At 31.0% G+C, this 19,322-nt stretch carries 18 protein-coding genes; 15 read left to right on the top strand and 3 right to left on the bottom strand.

Annotated elements, in window-relative coordinates; genetic code table 11:
• Position 1: 1 nt before the first annotated feature.
• From ACKU3H_RS02375 to nuoN, 9 genes are read left to right on the top strand one after another with little or no spacing between them, the layout of a single operon-like run.
• Positions 2-814 (top strand): hypothetical protein, encoded by an 813-nt coding sequence (locus tag ACKU3H_RS02375; RefSeq protein ID WP_320035380.1) that lies wholly within the window; start codon positions 2-4, stop codon positions 812-814.
• Positions 814-3,321, top strand: a complete 2,508-nt coding sequence (locus ACKU3H_RS02370; protein ID WP_320035379.1) for an NADH-quinone oxidoreductase subunit G — start codon at positions 814-816, stop codon at positions 3,319-3,321. Before ACKU3H_RS02375 ends, ACKU3H_RS02370 begins: the two co-directional genes overlap by 1 nt.
• A 2-nt stretch (positions 3,322-3,323) precedes the next feature.
• Positions 3,324-4,316 (top strand): NADH-quinone oxidoreductase subunit NuoH, encoded by a 993-nt coding sequence (nuoH, locus tag ACKU3H_RS02365; RefSeq protein WP_320035378.1) that lies wholly within the window; start codon positions 3,324-3,326, stop codon positions 4,314-4,316.
• An 8-nt stretch (positions 4,317-4,324) separates the two neighbouring features.
• Positions 4,325-4,948, top strand: coding sequence for an NADH-quinone oxidoreductase subunit NuoI (gene nuoI, locus ACKU3H_RS02360; protein ID WP_320035377.1), 624 nt, complete (start codon positions 4,325-4,327; stop codon positions 4,946-4,948).
• A 9-nt stretch (positions 4,949-4,957) separates the two neighbouring features.
• Positions 4,958-5,533, top strand: a complete 576-nt coding sequence (locus ACKU3H_RS02355) for an NADH-quinone oxidoreductase subunit J (protein ID WP_320035376.1) — start codon at positions 4,958-4,960, stop codon at positions 5,531-5,533.
• Complete coding sequence (gene nuoK / locus ACKU3H_RS02350) at positions 5,530-5,829, top strand: NADH-quinone oxidoreductase subunit NuoK (RefSeq protein ID WP_320035375.1); 300 nt, start codon at positions 5,530-5,532, stop codon at positions 5,827-5,829. The genes ACKU3H_RS02355 and nuoK overlap by 4 nt, the downstream gene beginning before the upstream one ends.
• A gap of 2 nt (positions 5,830-5,831) precedes the next feature.
• Positions 5,832-7,763 carry an NADH-quinone oxidoreductase subunit L gene (nuoL, locus tag ACKU3H_RS02345; protein ID WP_320035374.1) on the top strand — a complete coding sequence of 644 codons (1,932 nt, stop codon included), beginning with the start codon at positions 5,832-5,834 and terminating at the stop codon, positions 7,761-7,763.
• Between the two features lie 12 nt (positions 7,764-7,775).
• Entirely contained in the window at positions 7,776-9,407 is a 1,632-nt protein-coding gene (locus ACKU3H_RS02340) for an NADH-quinone oxidoreductase subunit M (protein WP_320035373.1), read from the top strand.
• Positions 9,400-10,887 carry an NADH-quinone oxidoreductase subunit NuoN gene (gene nuoN, locus ACKU3H_RS02335; RefSeq protein ID WP_320035372.1) on the top strand — a complete coding sequence of 496 codons (1,488 nt, stop codon included), beginning with the start codon at positions 9,400-9,402 and terminating at the stop codon, positions 10,885-10,887. The genes ACKU3H_RS02340 and nuoN overlap by 8 nt, the downstream gene beginning before the upstream one ends.
• Before the next feature lie 22 nt (positions 10,888-10,909).
• Here the strand turns inward: nuoN and ACKU3H_RS02330 are convergent, their stop codons facing one another.
• Positions 10,910-11,512, bottom strand: a complete 603-nt coding sequence (locus ACKU3H_RS02330; RefSeq protein WP_320035371.1) for an NAD(P)H-dependent oxidoreductase — start codon at positions 11,510-11,512, stop codon at positions 10,910-10,912.
• A gap of 199 nt (positions 11,513-11,711) precedes the next feature.
• On the opposite strand from ACKU3H_RS02330, the gene ACKU3H_RS02325 reads away from it, so the two are divergent.
• From ACKU3H_RS02325 to ACKU3H_RS02300, 6 genes are read left to right on the top strand one after another with little or no spacing between them, the layout of a single operon-like run.
• Positions 11,712-12,578: an MqnA/MqnD/SBP family protein gene (locus ACKU3H_RS02325; protein ID WP_320036456.1), complete on the top strand. Its 867-nt coding sequence runs from the start codon at positions 11,712-11,714 to the stop codon at positions 12,576-12,578.
• A complete protein-coding gene (locus ACKU3H_RS02320; RefSeq protein WP_320035370.1) occupies positions 12,575-13,348 on the top strand; it encodes a UDP-N-acetylmuramate dehydrogenase in 774 nt (257 codons plus the stop codon). Before ACKU3H_RS02325 ends, ACKU3H_RS02320 begins: the two co-directional genes overlap by 4 nt.
• A 55-nt stretch (positions 13,349-13,403) precedes the next feature.
• A complete protein-coding gene (gene topA / locus ACKU3H_RS02315; RefSeq protein WP_320035369.1) occupies positions 13,404-15,755 on the top strand; it encodes a type I DNA topoisomerase in 2,352 nt (783 codons plus the stop codon).
• The gene (locus ACKU3H_RS02310; RefSeq protein ID WP_320035368.1) at positions 15,756-16,271 is read left to right on the top strand and encodes a YfcE family phosphodiesterase; all 516 of its coding nucleotides are present in this window, start codon (positions 15,756-15,758) and stop codon (positions 16,269-16,271) included.
• On the top strand, positions 16,258-17,118 hold the full coding sequence (locus tag ACKU3H_RS02305) for a biotin synthase (RefSeq protein ID WP_320035367.1): 861 nt from the start codon (positions 16,258-16,260) through the stop codon (positions 17,116-17,118). The genes ACKU3H_RS02310 and ACKU3H_RS02305 overlap by 14 nt, the downstream gene beginning before the upstream one ends.
• 10 nt (positions 17,119-17,128) lie before the next feature.
• Entirely contained in the window at positions 17,129-18,292 is a 1,164-nt protein-coding gene (locus tag ACKU3H_RS02300; protein ID WP_320035366.1) for a cation:proton antiporter, read from the top strand.
• Positions 18,293-18,397: 105 nt separating this feature from the next.
• Here the strand turns inward: ACKU3H_RS02300 and ACKU3H_RS02295 are convergent, their stop codons facing one another.
• Both ACKU3H_RS02295 and ACKU3H_RS02290 read right to left on the bottom strand, forming a co-directional pair.
• The gene (locus ACKU3H_RS02295; protein WP_320035365.1) at positions 18,398-19,081 is read right to left on the bottom strand and encodes an AMIN domain-containing protein; all 684 of its coding nucleotides are present in this window, start codon (positions 19,079-19,081) and stop codon (positions 18,398-18,400) included.
• Positions 19,078-19,320, bottom strand: a complete 243-nt coding sequence (locus ACKU3H_RS02290; RefSeq protein WP_320035364.1) for a septum formation initiator family protein — start codon at positions 19,318-19,320, stop codon at positions 19,078-19,080. The genes ACKU3H_RS02295 and ACKU3H_RS02290 overlap by 4 nt, the downstream gene beginning before the upstream one ends.
• Positions 19,321-19,322: the final 2 nt, after the last annotated feature.

The following is a 19,322-nucleotide window of genomic DNA, read 5'->3' as shown; positions in this document are numbered from 1 at the left end:
AATGGATATTAAAGAAATTATTGCAAAAAGTGATTATATTATCACATTTGGATCTTTCTTAGCGAGAGATAATGTAGAGATTCAAGAATCAATTATAGAAGCAATTGCAAAAAACAATGCAGAGTTTATATATTTACATCCTATTGATAATATTGATTTAAAAGTATATTACACACAATTTATAAAATATGAAGTTGGAAGTGAAGAGGGTATTACCTCTTTATTATTAGATACTTTTGTAAAACAATCGGATGAAAAGGTTCAAGCTTATATAGATGATTTAGATATTGGTTATATCTCTGCTGAAAGTTCAGCTGGGGAAGAAGAGTTTGAAGAGGCTTCAGAAAAAGCAGAAAATAAAAAACAAAAAACAATGATTATTGGAAGAGATGTGTTCTCACACGAAAGAGTAGAAAATATTGTAAAAATTCTTTCAGTAATAAGAAAATTTAGTGATTTAAATATTGTAGCTTTAGACCCTGAATATAATTCTATTTTAAATGAAGTTTTAGATGAAAATCTTGAAGAGCCTGAAGAGTTACACTCTTATAATGGAACAGTTATTTATAGAGTTTATGAAGAGGATGATATCTCAACTTTAATTGGAAGTGAATCTTTTGCAAAAATTGCAAAAATCTCTAACCACGATAAAATTTATATTAATTGTGGTGGTGAGAAGTTTCAAAGAGAATTTAAAGTAGATAAAAATTTATTTGGAACTGTAGCATTATGTCCTATGTCATATGGAGATACTACTAATCTATCTCAAGGATATCGGTACAAGCAAGTAAAGATTGAAAAGGTTGATGCATAATGAGTGATTTAATAACATTAACGATAAATGGTAAGAGTGTTCAAGCAAAAGAGGGTGAATATATATTAAATGTAGCTCGTGCAAATGATATATTTGTTCCTGCTGTTTGTTATCTAACAAGATGTTCACCAACATTGGCATGTAGACTGTGTCTTGTTGAAGCTGATGGTAAACAAGTTTACTCTTGTAATACTAAAATAAAAGAGGGGATGAATATTACAACTGATACTGCTAATATTGCAAAAGAAAGACGTGCAATAATGGAAGTATATGATGTAAATCACCCTTTGCAATGTGGAGTTTGTGATCAAAGTGGAGAGTGTGAACTACAAAACTACTCTTTATATATGAAAGTTGATTCTCAAAGCTACACTATAAAAGATGTGCCAAGACCAGCAGCAAACTGGGGAGTTATGAAATATGATCCAGGTTTATGTATTGTTTGTGAAAAATGTGTAACTGTATGTAAAGATATGATTGGATCAAACGCTTTAAGTACAGTTAAACGTGGTGCAGATGCAATTGAAAAAACATTTAAAGACACTATGCCAAAAGATGCTTACTCTATGTGGAATAAGCTTAATAAATCACTTATTGGCTTTGATGAAGACTCTTGTACAGATTGTGGTGAATGTATCTCTGTTTGTCCAGTTGGAGCATTAGTTTCTTCAGACTTCCAATACAAATCAAATGCTTGGGAATTAAATAAAATTCCAGCAGCAAACCCTCACTCATCAGATTGTGCATTTATGTATTATGAAACAAAACATGAATCTATAGAAAATGCAGAGCCTAAAATTTATAGAGTTACAAATGAACATCACTATTCAACACTAAATGGTGCTGCTAGATTTGGATATGACTTTGAAAACAAAGTTCAAGGAAAAGATGAAGAAAGTTTTGCAAAAGCTGTTGAAGCATTTAAAAAAGCAGATTCAATTCTTTTTAACTCATATATTACAAATGAAGAAGCATTTATCTTACAAAAAATAGCTAATAAAACAGGTGCAAAACTTGTAAATAAAGATGCATACAATTATAAAAATTTTTTAAGTGCATATAGTTCTACTTCTGGAACAGCTTTATACTCGTCAACACTAAAAGATGTACATGATTCAAACTTTGTAATCTCTGTTGGGTCATATTTAAAATCAGATTTACCAAATGCAAGATATGCACTAAATAATTCTGTTGTAATGAACAAAGGTGCAGCTTTATATTTCCATCCAATCTCTGATAAGGTTATGGAAAAAGTAGGAAAAAGGGGAAAAACAACGGAGTTTGTACAATATAACCCTTTATCTGAAGAGTCAGTTTTATATCTAATCTTAGATAAATTTGGAAAAGATTTACCTCAAGATATTCAATCTTTCATTGATTCTCAAAAAGAAACTAGAACAAAAACTATAGTTGAAACAGTAAAAGAAACAGTAGTAGAAGTTATAAAAGATGAAGAAACAGGTGAAGAGACTGAAAAGAAAAAAGTAGTAAGTAAAAAAGTTAATAAAGAAGTAGAGTTTGAATACACAAAACTTCTTGACAATCTAGGATTAGATGAAAAATTCCTTGATACTTTAGAAGCATTACTTGCTAAAAAAGATACTTACTCTTTAATTGTTGGGGAAGATTTATATACACACCCAAGAAGTGAGAACTTAGCAAAACTTTGTGGATTTATAGATAAGTATACTGATTTTAGTATTGTTATAATCCCTTCTCAAACTAATACTTTAGGGGTTAGTTTAATTTGTGACTTAAGTGATGAGGCTACTGGTTCAACTGTAGGTTACAATGAAAAAGCAGATTTTCAATTGAGTGCTTTAGGTGATGGTGATTTAGATATGCCAGCACTTAACCAACAAGAGGGAACATTTACAAACATTGACAAAAAAGTAATCCCTACAAATGTTGCAATAGATTATAAGGGTTATGTGTTAAATGATATTGCAAATGTAGTTCTAGAAGATGATGTAGAATATACAATAGAATATACAATTCAACTTCCAGAAGAGCTTGGTTTCAAAGCAGTTGATTTTGATAAACTTCCTAACTACTTTGGAAATGACAGAGTTGAGTTTAGAGGGTATGATTTAGTACCTCAAGAGATAGTTGTACCAAAAACATTAGAAGAGGGATTAAATGAACTTTCGGTTGAACAAGTTGATGAGGCATTAAGTGCTACATTAACATTGTCTGAAAATGAAACTCTTATTTACAGAGCAAATCCAATAAACCAATTTAATGAATTCACAGCTATTGCTCATGAGTTTGCAAAAGATTTACAATCGGGTGTTTTTGTTTCAGAAGAACTATTTGGAAAACTTGAACTGGAAAAGGGTGATAAAGTAAAAGTTAGTTCAAATGGAACTGAACTTGAACTAAACGTATATTGTGATGATCAAATATCTGGTGAGATTGCATATGTATCAACATTCCAAAAGGATTTAGATACTAAAGCACTTTTTGATGGATATAGATTTTCAAAAGCTGTAATTAAAAAGGCGTAATAATGGAAACAGGATTTATTATTGAGACTATTATAAAGGCTATTGTAGTATTAGCAGTTTTCTCAGCATTGGCTGGATTTACTACTTATATCGAAAGAAAAGTACTTGCATTTATGCAAAGAAGACTTGGCCCTATGAATGTTGGACCTCATGGGGTTTTACAATTAGCAGCAGATGGTATAAAACTATTTACAAAAGAGGATTTTATTCCACAAAATGCAGCTAAACCTGTATTTATGATTGCACCTATTATTACAGCAGCAACTGCATTTATTGCAATGACAGCCGTTCCATTTTTCCCAGAGTTTGAACTATTTGGTTATACAGTAAGACCTATTATCTCAGATGTAAATGTTGGGGTTTTATTTGTAATGGGTGTTGCATCAGTTGGACTTTATGGCCCACTTTTAGGTGGTATGAGTAGTGCAAATAAATGGTCACTTTTAGGGGGAGCTAGAACAGCTATACAACTTCTTTCTTATGAGGTTGTATCTGGACTTGCATTACTTGCTCCTCTTATGCTTGTTGGTTCATTATCTTTAATTGATATAAATGAGTATCAAGCAGGTGGATTTACACATTGGTTAGTTTGGTCTCAACCATTAGCATTTGTTCTTTTTGTAATTGCAGGTTTTGCTGAAACAAATAGAACACCATTTGATTTACTTGAGCATGAAGCTGAGATTGTTGCAGGGTATGCAACTGAGTATTCAGGTATGAGATGGGGGATGTTCTTTATTGGAGAATATGCGAACCTATTTACAATTTGTTTCTTAGTATCTTTAATCTTCCTTGGTGGATACAACGATTTATGGTTTATCCCTGGAGGACTTGCAATTATCCTTAAAGTTATGTTCTTAGTATTTTTCTTCTTATGGACAAGGGCAGCTTGGCCACATATTAGACCTGACCAATTGATGTGGTTATGTTGGAAAATTTTAATGCCATTAGCAGTAATCAATATCTTGATTACTGGTTTTGTGATGATGTTTTAGGAGTTAAGATGGGATTAGAAAAACTAAAAGATAGAAATATTAGCATGGGTGACTATGTTAATGTTTTAGAAGAGGAATATCCACAAACTTCTTGGGAACAATTTAAGCAAGTTGCGAAAAGATCTGTAAAAGGTGAACTTTTTGTGGGGCTTAAAATTGTATGGAATATGATGACAGGAGCTTTATTTAAAGGTGAAATGCATACTGTTCAATATCCAGCAGAAAAACTACCTATTGGTCCAAGATATAGAGCAGTTCATAAGCTTCTTGCACTTTTAGAATCAGGTGAAAACAGATGTATTGGTTGTGGTCTGTGTGAAAAAATCTGTATTGCTGATTGTATTAGAATGGACACTAAAATAGATGAAAACTCTAGAAAAGAAGTTATGGAGTATTCAATTAATTTAGGTCGTTGTATCTTTTGTGGATATTGTGCTGAGGTTTGTCCAGAACTTGCAATTGTTCATGGTGGAAGATATGAAAATGCAAGTGAGCAAAGAGCACACTTTGTTATCAAAGAGGATTTATTAACACCTCTTGATAAATTAAAACAACAAAAAGAGTATCCTGGTTTTGGTGCTGTATCTCCTGATGCAGATAAAAAAATCAAGAAAACTCCATTATCATATTAAGGAGGGGAGATGTTTGAAATAGTAGCTTTTTATCTATTTTCAATTTTAACAATTGTTATGTTTTCCATAACAGTTTTTACAAATAATTCACTATATGCCTTAAGTTCTTTGGCTGCGGGAATGATTTTTATTTCAGCTTTCTTCTTCTTGCTTGATGCTGATTTCTTAGGAGCTGTACAAATTGTAGTTTATACAGGGGCTGTAATGGCGCTTTATGCCTTTGGTATGATGTTCTTTGATGCCTTATCTGTAGTAAAAGAGAAAGTAAACAATCCAAAATTAGTATTTTTATTAAGTGGTGTTTCTGCTTTAATTATAGTGCTTATTTTCGTTGCTCCAATTGTAACATCAAATGTTGAAGCTCAATATCCAGTTCATCCAGAATGGGGTAATTCACAAGATGTTGGGGTTGTTTTATTTACAAAATATTTAATTCCATTTGAGGTTGCAGCTGTTATGTTATTAGTTGCAATGATAGGTGGAATTATCTTAGCAGGGAAAAAGATGGATACTTCATACTCTGAACTTAGTGAAGAAGAGATTGATTTATTAGAGTCTCAAGAAGCAGAAAAGGATAGCAAATGAGTTTAAACGCATATTTGATTTTATCTTCAGTTTTATTTTTAATAGGAACTGTTGGTGTAATTAGAAGAAAAAACTTACTTATGCTTTTCTTCTCAACTGAGATTATGTTAAATGCAGTAAATGTAGGTTTAGCTGCTATCTCAAAATTTCACGGAGATTTAACAGGGCAGATGTTTGCATTTTTTATTATTGCAATTGCAGCAAGTGAGGTTGCTATTGGATTAGGTTTACTGATTCTTTGGTACAAAAAAAGAGGATCAATTGATCTTGATACTATCCAAAGTATGAAGGGGTAATGATGGAAAAATATTTATATATAGCACTTTTTGCCCCACTTTTAGGTTCTTTAATAGCAGCATGCTTTTCAATGAGACCTAAGATGTTATTTACAGGAATAATAACTTCACTTTTATTAGCTGTATCAATGGTATCTTCACTAATACTTTTACAATATATATTCACAACTGAATCAATTGTTCATGTAAAACTTATAGATTGGATTTCAATAGGAAGTTTAGATATCCCATTTGGATTTGTTGTTGACCAAGTAAGTGTTGTGATGATGGTTGTTGTAACTATTGTATCAACTATGGTACATATCCACTCAATTGGATATATGGACCATGATAAATCATTTAATAGATTCTTTGCTTGGCTTTCAGCATTCGTTTTTTCAATGATGATTCTTGTTATGTCTGATAACTTTGCAGGATTATTTATTGGATGGGAAGGTGTTGGATTATGTTCATGGGGACTAATTGGTTTCTGGTATCATAAAGAAGACCAAGCTTTAACAAAAGATATTTATAAATCACCATTTTCAACACTATCACCATTTTCATCAATCTCTCCAGGTTATGCAGCTAATGAAGCATTTATAACAAATAGAGTTGCTGACCTTGGGATGTTAGTTGGATTATTCCTAATCTATTGGAATCTTGGAAGCTTACAATACGATGATGTATTTGCAAATATCTCAACACTTGACACCAGTCTTGTTGTAGCTATTGCAGTATTTTTATTTATTGGTGCGATGGGTAAATCAGCACAATTTCCATTTAACCAATGGCTTGCAAATGCAATGGAGGGTCCAACTCCAGTTTCTGCACTTATTCACGCAGCGACAATGGTAACAGCTGGGGTTTATTTAGTTATTCGTGCAAACGAAATCTTTACAACTGTTCCAGAAGTTGGATATTTTATTGCTTGTCTTGGTGCTTTTGTTGCAATAGGGGCCGCTTCTATGGCACTAGTTGCAACTAATATTAAAAAGATTATTGCATTTTCAACACTATCTCAATTAGGATATATGTTTGTTGCTGCTGGTCTTGGAGCATATTGGGTTGCTCTTTTCCACCTTGCAACTCATGCCTTCTTTAAATCGGTATTATTCTTAGGAGCTGGTAATGTTATGCACGCACTTAATGATGAGATAAATATCAAAAACATGGGTGGACTTCATAAGCACATGAAGGGAACATCTATTATCATGACAATTGCTTCAATAGCACTTGCAGGGATTTTCCCATTCTCTGGTTTCTTCTCAAAAGATTTAATCTTAGAGGTTGCTTTTGGACACCATTCATATATTTTATGGGCGATTCTTTGGATAACAGCTGGTTTAACTGCCTTTTATTCATTTAGACTTGTTATGTATGTATTCCATGGTGAAGAGAAGTTTAAAGAGAAAGGTTATCACCCTCATGAAGCTCAATCTTATGTGATTGCAGCTATGACACCACTAGCAATTTTAGCAATTATTGCTGGTATCTTTAAAGGTTCATATATAGAGATGGTAACAAAACTTCTACCTGAACTAGAAGTTCATGTTAGTGATGCAACTTTATGGATTTTAATTGTAATAACTCTAGGTATCGCACTTAGTGGTATTGCATTTGCTGTGTTTAAATTCAAAAAAGATGGTACATATTTTAGTGAGAAATTCAAAGATAGACTTTGTTATAAAGTATTGGCAAACCAATATTTTATGCCTCATCTAATAGAAAATGTAATAAATAAACCTTATTTGGCACTTTCTAAATTCTCATGGAAGAAAATTGATCTTAAGATTGTTGATGCAATTGTTGACTCAATTGCAAAAGTTGTTTACAAAAGTGGAGAACAAACAAGAGTTATGCAAAGTGGTAATTTATCAACATCGTTAAGATTGATGATTTTAGGTTTAACAGTGTTACTTGTGATTTTAGTAGCACTTGGAATAGCGAAGTAAGGGGTTAGATAGATGGAACATATTTTATCAATTTTAATATTTTTTCCAGCATTTGCTGCATTTATAGGATTTTTAGTTAAAAACGATTCTATTAGAATGTATGCAATTTTAGTAACTGCAATTGAGTTTGTATTAACAGTTTTATTATGGTCAAACTTTGATACAAATGTAGCGGATATGCAGTTTACTGAGATGATCCCTATTATTGAAAGTTATGGAATTAACTATTTAGTGGGAATAGATGGTATCTCTTTATTTTTAGTTATTATGACAACATTTATGACAATGATTGCTGTAATTGGATTAACAGAAAAGAGAAACTTAAAACACATGATTATCACTATTTTATTTTTAGAGATGACAATGGTTGGTGTGTTTGTTGCTTTAGATGCAATTATCTTTTACCTATTCTGGGAATTATCACTTGTACCTATGCTTTATATTATTGGAGCATGGGGTGGTCAGCTTAGAATCTATGCAGCAATCAAATTTTTCTTATATACATTCTTAGGTTCACTTGTAATGTTAGTTGGTATGTTATATCTTGGATATGTTTATTACCAAGCAACTGGACACTGGAGCTTTAGTATTATGGATTGGAATATGCTTGTATTGCCATTTAATTATATTACATATAATTTTTCAACCTATGACATTTACTTTATAAGAGAGTATTTGCCTTTTATAAATTATTCTTTTAGTTTTTCTACACCATTTTTTAGTATGCAAAGTTTACTTTTCATTGCTTTCTTTTGTGGTTTTGCAATCAAAGTTCCAATGTTTCCATTCCATACATGGCTTCCTTATGCTCACGGTCAAGCACCAACAATAGGTTCTGTAATCCTTGCAGCTGTATTACTTAAAATGGGTACATATGGGTTTGTTAGATTTTCATTACCACTTTTCCCTGATGCGTCAGTTTACTTTACAATACCAATGGCTATCTTAGCTTTAATTGCTATTGTTTATACTGCGATGGTTGCATATGCACAAGAGGATATGAAACAAGTAATTGCTTACTCATCAGTATCTCACATGGGTGTTATTATCCTTGGTATTTTTGCACTAAATGTTGAAGGTATTGGGGGGTCAATCTTCTTAATGATTTCACACGGGGTTGTATCAGGAGCACTGTTCATGTTAGTTGGGGTTATTTATGATAGACGTCATACTAAGATGATAAAAGAGTTTGGTGGATTAGCAAGTGTGATGCCAAAATATGCAACTATCTTTGGGATTATGCTTATGGCATCTGTAGGACTTCCTCTTACAATTGGATTTGTTGGGGAGTTTTTATCTTTATTAGGATTCTTTAAAGTATCTCCTGTATTAACAATTATTGCAGGTCTTACAATTATCCTTGGAGCTGTTTATATGCTTGTAATGTATAAAAAATCTTTCTTTGGACCACTTACAAATGAAGAGAATAAAAAACTAGAAGATATCAAAGGAAGAGAGATAGCTGCACTTGTACCTTTAGTTGCATTAGTTGTTATCTTAGGGGTTTATCCAAAACCTATTTTAAAACCTGTTGACAAATCAGTTTCTCAGCTTATAGAGATTATGCAAATAAAAGCAGTAAATCAAACAACAAAGACTAGACTCTTAGAGTCTAATAGCATTGGGGAGGTGAAAAATGACTAGTGTTATCCCACCAGTAGCAATTGATTTTGCTAGTTTAAATTTTACTACAATTGTACCAATGCTTATGGCTATAGTTGGTGCTTTAGTTATTCTTTGTGTTGATTTAGTAAATAAAAAACTTGATAAATCGCTTTATGTGATGTTAACTGTATTATTTCTTTTTGTAGATTTAGGTACTCTAATTGGTTATTCTGGAAATGTTAGAGGTTTCTTTGATCTATTATTAGTTGATGGTATTGCAATTTTATCTCAAGCAATAATAGTATTCGCCTCAATTTTATTTATCTTAACAGCTATGAATAAATTAAGATTCCAAGAACATAGATATCCAGAATATTTTGCTTTATATCTATTTGTTGTTGCAGGTTTCCAATTTATGGTAAGTTCAGATTCATTGATTCTTATTTTTGTTGGACTTGAAACATCTTCTATGGCTTTATATACATTAATTGCAATGCACAATAGAAAAAATGCCATTGAAGCAGCAATTAAATATTTTACTATGGGTGCATTAGCAACAGCATTTTTTGCATTTGGGTCTATGATATTTTATGCAGTTACAGGTACAGTTGAACTTGGGCAAATCTCTGAGGTATTAACTGAATCAAATTTTGAAAACTATCCTGTGATTTTACTTGGAGTTGTTTTCTTACTTGGTGCACTTGGATTTAAACTTTCATTAGTTCCTTATCATACTTGGGTTGCAGATGTTTATGAAGGGTCAACTGCTTCTTTAGCAGGATTCTTATCTGTAGTTCCAAAAATAGCTGGATTTGTTGTAGCTTTAAGATTCTTCGAAATCTTTGTTGCAAGTGGGGACATGTATGTTGAGATTATCCTTTATGCAACTGTAGTTTTAACTATGACTATTCCAAATATTATAGCTTTAGTTCAAACAGATATAAAAAGAATGTTAGCTTATTCATCTATCTCAAATGCAGGTTTTGCAATGGGAGCAATTTTAATAGGAACTACACAAGCTACAAATGCTTTATTCTTATATTGGATTATGTTCTTTATTACAAACCTTGGTGGATTTACAATGTTATGGTTAAATAGAAACAAAGACTATAGCTTTGCATCTGACCATTCTTTAGAAAAATATTCAGGGATTATTAAAACTTCACCTTTTACAGCTACTATGATGGGACTATTTTTCTTATCATTAGCAGGTGTTCCTCCATTTTCACTTTTCTGGGGAAAAATGTATTTAATAGGAAGTGCTGTAAATGCTGGGTATATTATCCTTGCACTTATTATGGCAATAAACTCTGCAATAGCAGCTTACTATTACTTAAAACCAATAGTATATATCTTCTTAAAAGAGCCAGCAGAAGATGGTATAAAATGTATGGTAAATGCAACAGGACCAGTTAAAACAGTTATTGGTTTTTGTGCAATTGTAACTATACTTTCAATCTTTTTAGTAGAACCACTACTTAACATAATCTCATATTATGTACAGATTTCAGGTTACTAGGAATTTTTCCTAGTAGCTAAATTTAAGAAGCTTTTTGATTAATTGAGGCTATAAGTCTATAAGCCATATGTTTTAATCTTGACTCATAATTTTCTAACAAATTCTCTTTTGGTGTTAATGCAACCCAATCTATAACTCTTGCCCCAATAGATGCAGAGGTGTGTTCCATATATAGTTTTGAAGTATAAAAACTATGATTCATAAAATATTTTGTAGTGTTTAGATTTATAAGAATAGAGTTTTTAGAAAAATATCCTCTTCTTGGTTTAGCTTCAACTTGACCGTAAGGCCAATAGTAGTATGCAACTAACCTTTCGGAAAACTTCTCATGTATTTTATTTCTTTCAAATAAGGAGTTTCTATCTGCTAAGATAACATAAGCATCAGATTTTTCTATTTTATCAATTAAATCACTCATCTCATCTTTTATGACACATTTAATTGGATTTTCACCCTTTTTTTGAGTACAACATCTACATTGAGTGCATTTTGCAATTTTGTATTGATTTATGGTTAAAATATTTGTATTTATTTTAATTGAATTAAAATATTGATTTAAATAATCAATAATTGAATTTATTTCACTATGGTACCGTTCTGAACAATCTATAAATGTGATATTCATGGGAAACTCCAATTAATAAATGAATATTCATATGTTAACATAAAAAAATTACATTTTGAAGACTTTTGCCCATAATGTGCCTAAAGGTATTACTTTTCTAAACACTTTTTATTTATAAATTTAAAATTTCGTAAAACAATTAAATCAAAAAGTAATCCACTTCTTGATACAATCCAAGTACAAAAAATTTTAAGGATATATTTTGAAGACTATTAGTGTTGCACACTCTCCTGATGCTGACGATATCTTTATGTATTATGCAATCAAGTTTGGATGGGTAACTCCAAAAGATGCTGTATTTGAAAATATTGCAGATGATATTGAAACTTTGAACCAAGCTACATTAAAAGGTGAGTATGATATTTGTGCTATCTCATTTGCACTTTATCCTTTTGTAAAAGAAGATTACGCTTTATTGAAAACAGCAGTCTCTTTTGGAGAGGGATATGGACCAAAACTTATAAAGAAAAAAGATACAAAATTAAAAAGAAATTTTAAAGTAGCCCTTAGTGGTGAATTTACAACAAATGCATTATTGTTTAGAATAGCTTATCCAGAAGCTAGAATTACTTATATGAATTTTCTTGATATTGAAAAAGCTGTATTAGACGGAGAAGTTGATGCGGGTGTATTAATTCATGAATCAATTTTAACTTATGATGAAGAGTTAGAAGTAGAGCGAGAGATTTGGGATATTTGGGTTGAACTTAGTGGAGGTGATTTACCTTTACCTTTAGGTGGAATGTGTATGAGAAGATCTCTTCCTTTACATAGTGCTATTGATTATGAAAATACTTTAATCAAAGCAGTAGATGTTGCAAATAAAAATAGAAAAGTTTTAGCGCCTATGCTTCTTGAAAAAGGTTTGATAAGAGTAGATGCAGACACACTTGATAATTATTTAGACCTTTATGCAAATGATAACTCGGTAATGCTTAGTGAGGTTCAATATAAGGCTTTAGACAAACTATATGAATTGGGTTACCAAAATGGTTTTTATGAAACTCTTATTAAAGCAGAAGATTTTTTAATCCCTAGTGAATATGAGGAATTAAGAGCAAAGTGAGTTTTAAACAAATAGATTTTTCTAGATACTCTTCAATAAAAATTGGTCCAAAAGTTGATGTAAAAGTGATTGAAGAGATAGGAGATTACAGCGAATATCAAATAATTGGTCGAGCTAATAATCTTTTAATATCAAATAATCCTCCAAAATTTGCAATTTTAGGTGAAACCTTTGATTATATAAAACAAGAGGATGATAAACTATATGTTGGTTGTGCCACAAGTTCAGGTAAGCTTTTAACATATGCAAGAAAGAATAATATTGCAAATTTAGAGTTTATAGCAAAACTTCCAGGAAACCTTGGTGGTTTAGTTAAAATGAATGCCGGATTAAAAACTTGGGAAATCTTTAATTATATAGATAAAATAAAAACTAAAGATGGATATATAAAAAAAGAGGATATAAACTATTCCTATAGAGATACAAAACTTGATACAATAGTTTATGAGGTTGTATTTAATATAGAGTATGGTTTTTGTAAAGATAAGTTAAAAGAGTTTAACAAAATGAGAGATAACCAACCACAAGTACCCAGTGCAGGTTCATGCTTTAAAAATCCTAAAGGGGATTTTGCTGGAAGGTTGATACAAGAGGTTGGATTAAAAGGTTTTAGAAAAGGTGATATGGCATTTAGTGAAGTTCACTCAAATTTCTTAGTAAATCTGGGAAATGGAAAATATGAAGATGCTATTTATCTTATAAATGAAGCAAAAAACAGAGTAAAGAAAAGTTTTAATATAGATTTAGAGGAAGAGATTATCATTTTTTAGTTTTAAAATATTTATGTTAGAATTCGAGATTTAAAAAAATTAAGGGTATGTATTAGTGAAAAATTTAGTAATAGTGGAGTCACCAGCAAAAGCAAAAACAATTTCAAAGTTTTTAGGAAAAGATTATAAAGTTATGGCCTCAATGGGACATGTAAGAGACTTACCTAAATCAAAGTTAGGGTTTGATCCTGAAAACAATTTTGAACCCAAATATCTTATCTCAACAGATAAGAAAAAAGTTATAAGTGATTTGAAAAAAGAGATTACTAAAGATACTACTATTTACCTAGCGGCCGATGAGGACCGAGAGGGTGAGGCTATTGCTTGGCACTTAATCCCTGCACTTAAAATTGAAAAAAACCCTATAAAAAGAATTGTATTTCACGAAATTACTAAAGGTGCAATCTTAGAAGCTATAAATAACCCAAGAGAGGTTGACCAACACTTAGTTGATGCTCAACAAGCAAGAAGAATCCTTGATAGAGCAGTTGGATATGAACTTTCACCTTTATTATGGAAAAAGGTTAGATATGGACTTAGTGCTGGAAGAGTTCAATCTGTTGCTGTAAAAATAATTGTTGATAGAGAAAATGAAATTAGAGAGTTTGTTCCTGAAGAGTTTTGGAAGATTAAAGCTGATTTTATAAATCCAGAATTAAAATCAGAATTGGCAAAAATTGATGGAAAAGCAAAGAAAGTAAAAAATGAGCAAGAAGCAAAAGAGATTGAAGCCTCTATAAATCAAGGAAATTTTGAACTTTTTGATATAGAAGAGAAAGATAGTAATAGAAACCCTGCTGCTCCTTTTACAACATCAACACTACAACAAGAAGCAAGTAGGAAACTTGGATTATCTGTTAGACAAACTATGGTTATAGCTCAACAACTTTATGAAGGTAATGTGGGTAATATACCAAACCATACTGGTGGTTTAATCACTTATATGAGAACAGATTCATTAAATCTTTCTACTGTTGCAACAAGTGCAGCTAAAGAGGTTATCGAAAATGAATATGGTAAAGAGTATAGTTTAGCTAAACCTAGAGTTTATCGTTCAAAAGCTAAAGGAGCACAAGAAGCTCACGAAGCAATTCGTCCAGTAAATATGGCACTTAAACCAAGTGATATTAAACCATTTGTTGAGCCAGCTCAATTTAAACTTTATAGCCTTATTTGGAAAAGAACACTAGCAACTCAAATGGCACCTGCAAAAATAGCTAATACTACATATAAAATAAGTGCCGGAAAAGATAAAGAGTATGAGTTTCAATCAAAGGGTCAAAGAATAATATTCCCAGGATTTATGAAAGCTTATACTGAAGGTAGTGATAATCCAGAAGCAGTTTTAGATAGTAGTGAAAAGATTTTACCAACTATAAAAGTAGGAACAGTTTTAGATTTAGAAAAACTAGACTTAGAACAAAACTTTACAAAACCACCTGCAAGATATACAGAAGCAAGCTTAGTTAAAAAATTAGAGAGTGAAGGGATAGGAAGACCATCTACTTATGCTCCAACAATCTCAACTATTCAACAAAGAGAATATGTTGTTAAAACAGAAGATAAAAAGTTAGCTCCAACTCCTACAGGAGAGATTGTAAATAGCTTTTTAGTTGACCATTTCCCTCATATTGTGGATTTAGGTTTTACTGCAAAAGTTGAAGAGGATTTTGATGAGATTGCAGAGGGTAAAATTGCATGGCAACAAGTTATGCAACACTTCTATGGAGATTTCAAAAAAACAATTAATGAAAAAGAAGAGAGTGTAAACAAAGAGGATTATTTACAAATAAGAGAGATAGGAACTGACCCTAAATCTGGAAAACCAATAAGTGCTAGAGTTGGTAGATTTGGTCCTTTTGTTCAAATAGGAACTAAAGATGACGAAGAGAAACCTCAATTTGTAGCTATTCCTGATCATCTAAATATGGATACTATTACACTTGATGAAGCGCTATTTTTATTTACTTTACCAAGGGTTGTTGGACAAACACCAGAGGGTGAAGATATAAAAGCAAATATTGGAAGATTTGGACCATACTTACAAGTTAAAACAAAATTTTATTCTTTAAAACAAGATGATCCATATACAATTGAACTTCCAAGGGCTTTAGAGGTTATAAAAGAGATTGATGAAGCAAAAGCAAAAGCATTGATTAAAGATTTCCCTGAAGAAAAAATACAGATTTTAACTGGACGATATGGTCCGTATATCAAACAAGGTAGAAAAAACTTTAAAATACCAAAAGGTGTTGAGGCTGAAGATTTAACTTTAGAGCAAACATTAGAGATAATTGCAAAAGATCCAAAGTCTAAAACAGGAGCTAAAAAAGCACCTGCTAAAAAAACAACAACAAAAAGAACGACAAGAAAAAAGTCTACAGCTAAAACAACTACAAAGAAATAGATGAAAGTAGGAATTTTATCAGATAGTCACTATAAAAGTGACTATACTAAAGAGGTTATAAACCTTTTAAAAGAGAACCAAGCAGAATACTTAATTCATGCTGGTGATTTATGTATGGAAGAAAATTTAAAACACTTAGAAGAATCAGGTTTAACTTATGTTAGCGTATTTGGGAACAACGATTTTTCTTTGATTGAATTATCTTCTAAATACAATATAAAGCAAGAACCCTATTATTTTAAGATTAAAGATATTAGTTTCAAACTTATGCATTTGCCTTTTTATTTAACAGGTGATAGCGATATCGTAATCTATGGACATACACATATTTTTGAAACCGATTATAAAAATGGAACACTATTCCTAAATCCTGGTGAAGTATGTGCTAGGGAGAAACCTTTAGTTGAATGTATCTTGCTAGATATTAATGAAAATGAGTATATAATCCACTATTACTCAAAAGATATAAATGAAAATAAATTTTTAAAAAAAGAGATTAAATATGAGCGTAAATGATAAAAATAAAGATATTTTTTTATGTGCCATTTGTAATATAGAGAGTGGTACATGTAATGAAGACTGCAAATTTTGTACTCAAAGTGTAAAGTACAAAGCAGATATTCAAAGATATAAACAAAAAGAGATAGAACAAATAGTTGAAGAGGCAAAAAGAGCAAGAGAGAACAATGCCAATGGTTTTTGCCTTGTAACAGCAGGAAAAGGCCTTACAGACAAAAGATTAGAGTTTGTTTGTGAAGCTGCACGTGCAGTAAAAAAAGAAAACTTAGGACTAATTTTAATTGCTTGTAATGGAACAGCAAGTGTTGAGCAACTTCAAACTTTAAAAGAAGCTGGAGTTGATGCTTATAATCATAATCTTGAAACAGCACAAGATTTTTATTCTGAAATCGTTACAACTCACTCTTGGGAAGAGAGATATCAAACATGTAAAAATGTAAAAGAGGTTGGATTAAGATTAGTTTGTGGAGGAATTTTTGGTTTAGGAGAAACACAAGAGCAAAGAGTTTCAATGCTTGAATCTATTGCTTCATTGGAGCCTATGAATGTGCCATTAAACTTTTATATTGATAATCCTGCTTTACCTATTAAAGCTAGTACAATTAGTAGAGAAGAAGCTTTTGATTTAATTAAACTAGCAAGAAAGATGGTTCCAAATGCAATGAAAATTATGGTTGCAGGTGGAAGAGAGCTTATGTTTGGTGAAGAACAGTATAAAATCTTTGAAAATGGAGCAAATGCTTTTGTTATTGGTGATTACTTAACTACAGCTGGAAAATCTCCTAAAGAAGATATGGAAGAGCTTGAAAGATTAGGCTTTAAAATTACAAGAGAAAAAAATTAAGGTAAATTAGATGGGAGAAGAGATACTAATAATTATATCAATATCATTGATTATTTTTCTTTCTCCACTTGTCTCTCGTGTATTAAAACTTCCTACTATTACAGTTGAGATAATGTTAGGTGCAATTGCTGCGTATTTCGCAATTATTGTAGAGCATTCAATTCTAGAGCTTGTGGCAGAATTAGGGTTTTTATACCTGATGTTTTTAGCAGGTCTAGAAGTTGATTTAAAAAAGCTTATAAATATATCTGGAAGTCTACTTCGTAAATCGATTTTTTATAATGTCATTCTATTTTCTTTAGCTACAGCTATTACTTTATATCTAGATTTAGGAAAAATATTTATTATTGTATTACCATTAATCTCTATAGGTTTACTAGCAGCATTAAAAAAAGAGTATGGTGATGTTGAGTGGATTAAACTATCAATTACAGTGGGACTAATTGGAGAGATTGTATCTATCTTTGCTCTTACTACTGTTGCTGCTGCTTTAGAGTTTGGTATCAACTCAGAGTTTTATAAAACTATGGTTTTATTTGTAATATTCTTAGTTGCAATGGTTCTTTTATATAAACTATTCCATAATCTTATTTGGTGGTATCCAGAAATAAAAGCATATCTTATGCCTGAAGATGATTATCAAGAACAAGATATTCGTGTATCTATGGCTATATTCTTCCTAATGATATCTGTGATGATTTATTTACATTTAGAAGTGGCATTTGGAGCATTTATTGCAGGTACTTTTATTACTACATTTTTTGAAGAACACAATAAACAACTTCCACATAAACTAGAACACTTTGGTTTTGGTTGGCTAGTTCCTATATTTTTTATATATATAGGTTCCTCTTTTGATTTAGCTTCATTAGCTGAAGATGGTTTAGTAAAAACTGCATTTTTGATTGCCATTGCTATGATTTTGATTAGATTTGTTGCTTCATTTTTATTTATCAAAGAGATGGGATGGAGTAAATTTCATATGATAGGACTTTCTCATTCTATGCCATTAACTCTTTTAATTGCAGTTGCTACAATCGCATATCATAATCACTCTATAACGCAATTTTATTATTATGCCTTTATTCTTTCTTCTATTATGGAAGTATTAATTGTAATGGTTGCTATTAGAATCTTATCAAGTCTTATTAAGCCAACAAATAAATCTGCTTAATTGGACTTATTATTAGGTAGTAATTGTTAAATAAAAGATAAAACTATATTTAGGTTTTATTGTAGAAGTTAAGGAAGAAGGGTATTTTTATATACCCTTATTTTTTTATTCGTAAAGTTTTATTATACTAACTTTTTTGTTGTCATAAGTTACTTCATAATCATCTGGAGTACTTGCAAGTTCAATTACAATTCTAAAAAAGTTTTCATTTTTATGGTTTCCTACAGCAATCTTAGGGAAATTTGTAGATTTTAATTCATCTCTTACTGTGTAGAAATTTTCTTTTGCATTAAAATCAAGAACAACTTTTTTCTCACCTGGAAGTGTTATTTTTTTACTAACAGAGTATTTAGAGAAGATATCAATTCTATCATTATCATATTCAACTTTTACAAAAGGAAGAAGTTGTTTTTCATTTACAACATCAAGTCGTGGTTTTACATAAACAACTTGTTCAACTTGTTTTGGTTGTTCAACTATAATTTCTTTTGCAATAGTTTTTGCTTTTTTCTCAGTTTCTTTTTGTGCCTTATTAATCATTTTTTGTACTTTTTCTTCTGTTAAAGCAGGTACTTTAGGTTTCTCTTCTTCAGGCTTATTCATTTTTTCGTACATCTCATTTACGTATTGTTGCTCTTGTTGAAACTCTACTGCATAATCCTCTTCAACTTCATTCATTTCAATGATTCTTGCTGCTTCTTCTTCATAAGCATTTGTTGCTTCAAAGGGATTTTCTCTCGCAATTAAACTAACAGATAATACTAATAATAGTGTAAATAAGTTTTTCATTCTTCAGGCTCCAAATTTTTAAGTTCAAAATACTCTTTTTGAAGATAGGCATTTTCTTCTTGCAATCTTTTTATTTCACTTTTAAGATATGCTTTTTTATGCTTTAGAGAACTATAAACCTCTAAAGAATTATCTCCAAAAAGAACATTAGAAACATGATAACCAAGAAAAATCGTTACAGCAATAGAAAATATTGCTAGTAACGAAAATTTCTTAATTGTATGTTTTTTTTCTTTCATAA

It is taken from the genome of Halarcobacter sp. (genome assembly GCF_963675975.1).
Lineage (GTDB): Bacteria > Campylobacterota > Campylobacteria > Campylobacterales > Arcobacteraceae > Halarcobacter.
Note: the sequence above shows the minus strand (reverse complement) of the source record. Positions and strands in the feature narration are given on the sequence as shown.

Coding starts and splice junctions, on each gene's coding strand:
- ACKU3H_RS02375 (WP_320035380.1), top strand. CDS start 2: ATGGATATTAAAGAAATTATTGCAAAAAGTGATTATATTATCACATTT.
- ACKU3H_RS02370 (WP_320035379.1), top strand. CDS start 814: ATGAGTGATTTAATAACATTAACGATAAATGGTAAGAGTGTTCAAGCA.
- nuoH (WP_320035378.1), top strand. CDS start 3,324: ATGGAAACAGGATTTATTATTGAGACTATTATAAAGGCTATTGTAGTA.
- nuoI (WP_320035377.1), top strand. CDS start 4,325: ATGGGATTAGAAAAACTAAAAGATAGAAATATTAGCATGGGTGACTAT.
- ACKU3H_RS02355 (WP_320035376.1), top strand. CDS start 4,958: ATGTTTGAAATAGTAGCTTTTTATCTATTTTCAATTTTAACAATTGTT.
- nuoK (WP_320035375.1), top strand. CDS start 5,530: ATGAGTTTAAACGCATATTTGATTTTATCTTCAGTTTTATTTTTAATA.
- nuoL (WP_320035374.1), top strand. CDS start 5,832: ATGGAAAAATATTTATATATAGCACTTTTTGCCCCACTTTTAGGTTCT.
- ACKU3H_RS02340 (WP_320035373.1), top strand. CDS start 7,776: ATGGAACATATTTTATCAATTTTAATATTTTTTCCAGCATTTGCTGCA.
- nuoN (WP_320035372.1), top strand. CDS start 9,400: ATGACTAGTGTTATCCCACCAGTAGCAATTGATTTTGCTAGTTTAAAT.
- ACKU3H_RS02330 (WP_320035371.1), bottom strand. CDS start 11,512: ATGAATATCACATTTATAGATTGTTCAGAACGGTACCATAGTGAAATA.
- ACKU3H_RS02310 (WP_320035368.1), top strand. CDS start 15,756: ATGAAAGTAGGAATTTTATCAGATAGTCACTATAAAAGTGACTATACT.
- ACKU3H_RS02305 (WP_320035367.1), top strand. CDS start 16,258: ATGAGCGTAAATGATAAAAATAAAGATATTTTTTTATGTGCCATTTGT.
- ACKU3H_RS02300 (WP_320035366.1), top strand. CDS start 17,129: ATGGGAGAAGAGATACTAATAATTATATCAATATCATTGATTATTTTT.
- ACKU3H_RS02295 (WP_320035365.1), bottom strand. CDS start 19,081: ATGAAAAACTTATTTACACTATTATTAGTATTATCTGTTAGTTTAATT.
- ACKU3H_RS02290 (WP_320035364.1), bottom strand. CDS start 19,320: ATGAAAGAAAAAAAACATACAATTAAGAAATTTTCGTTACTAGCAATA.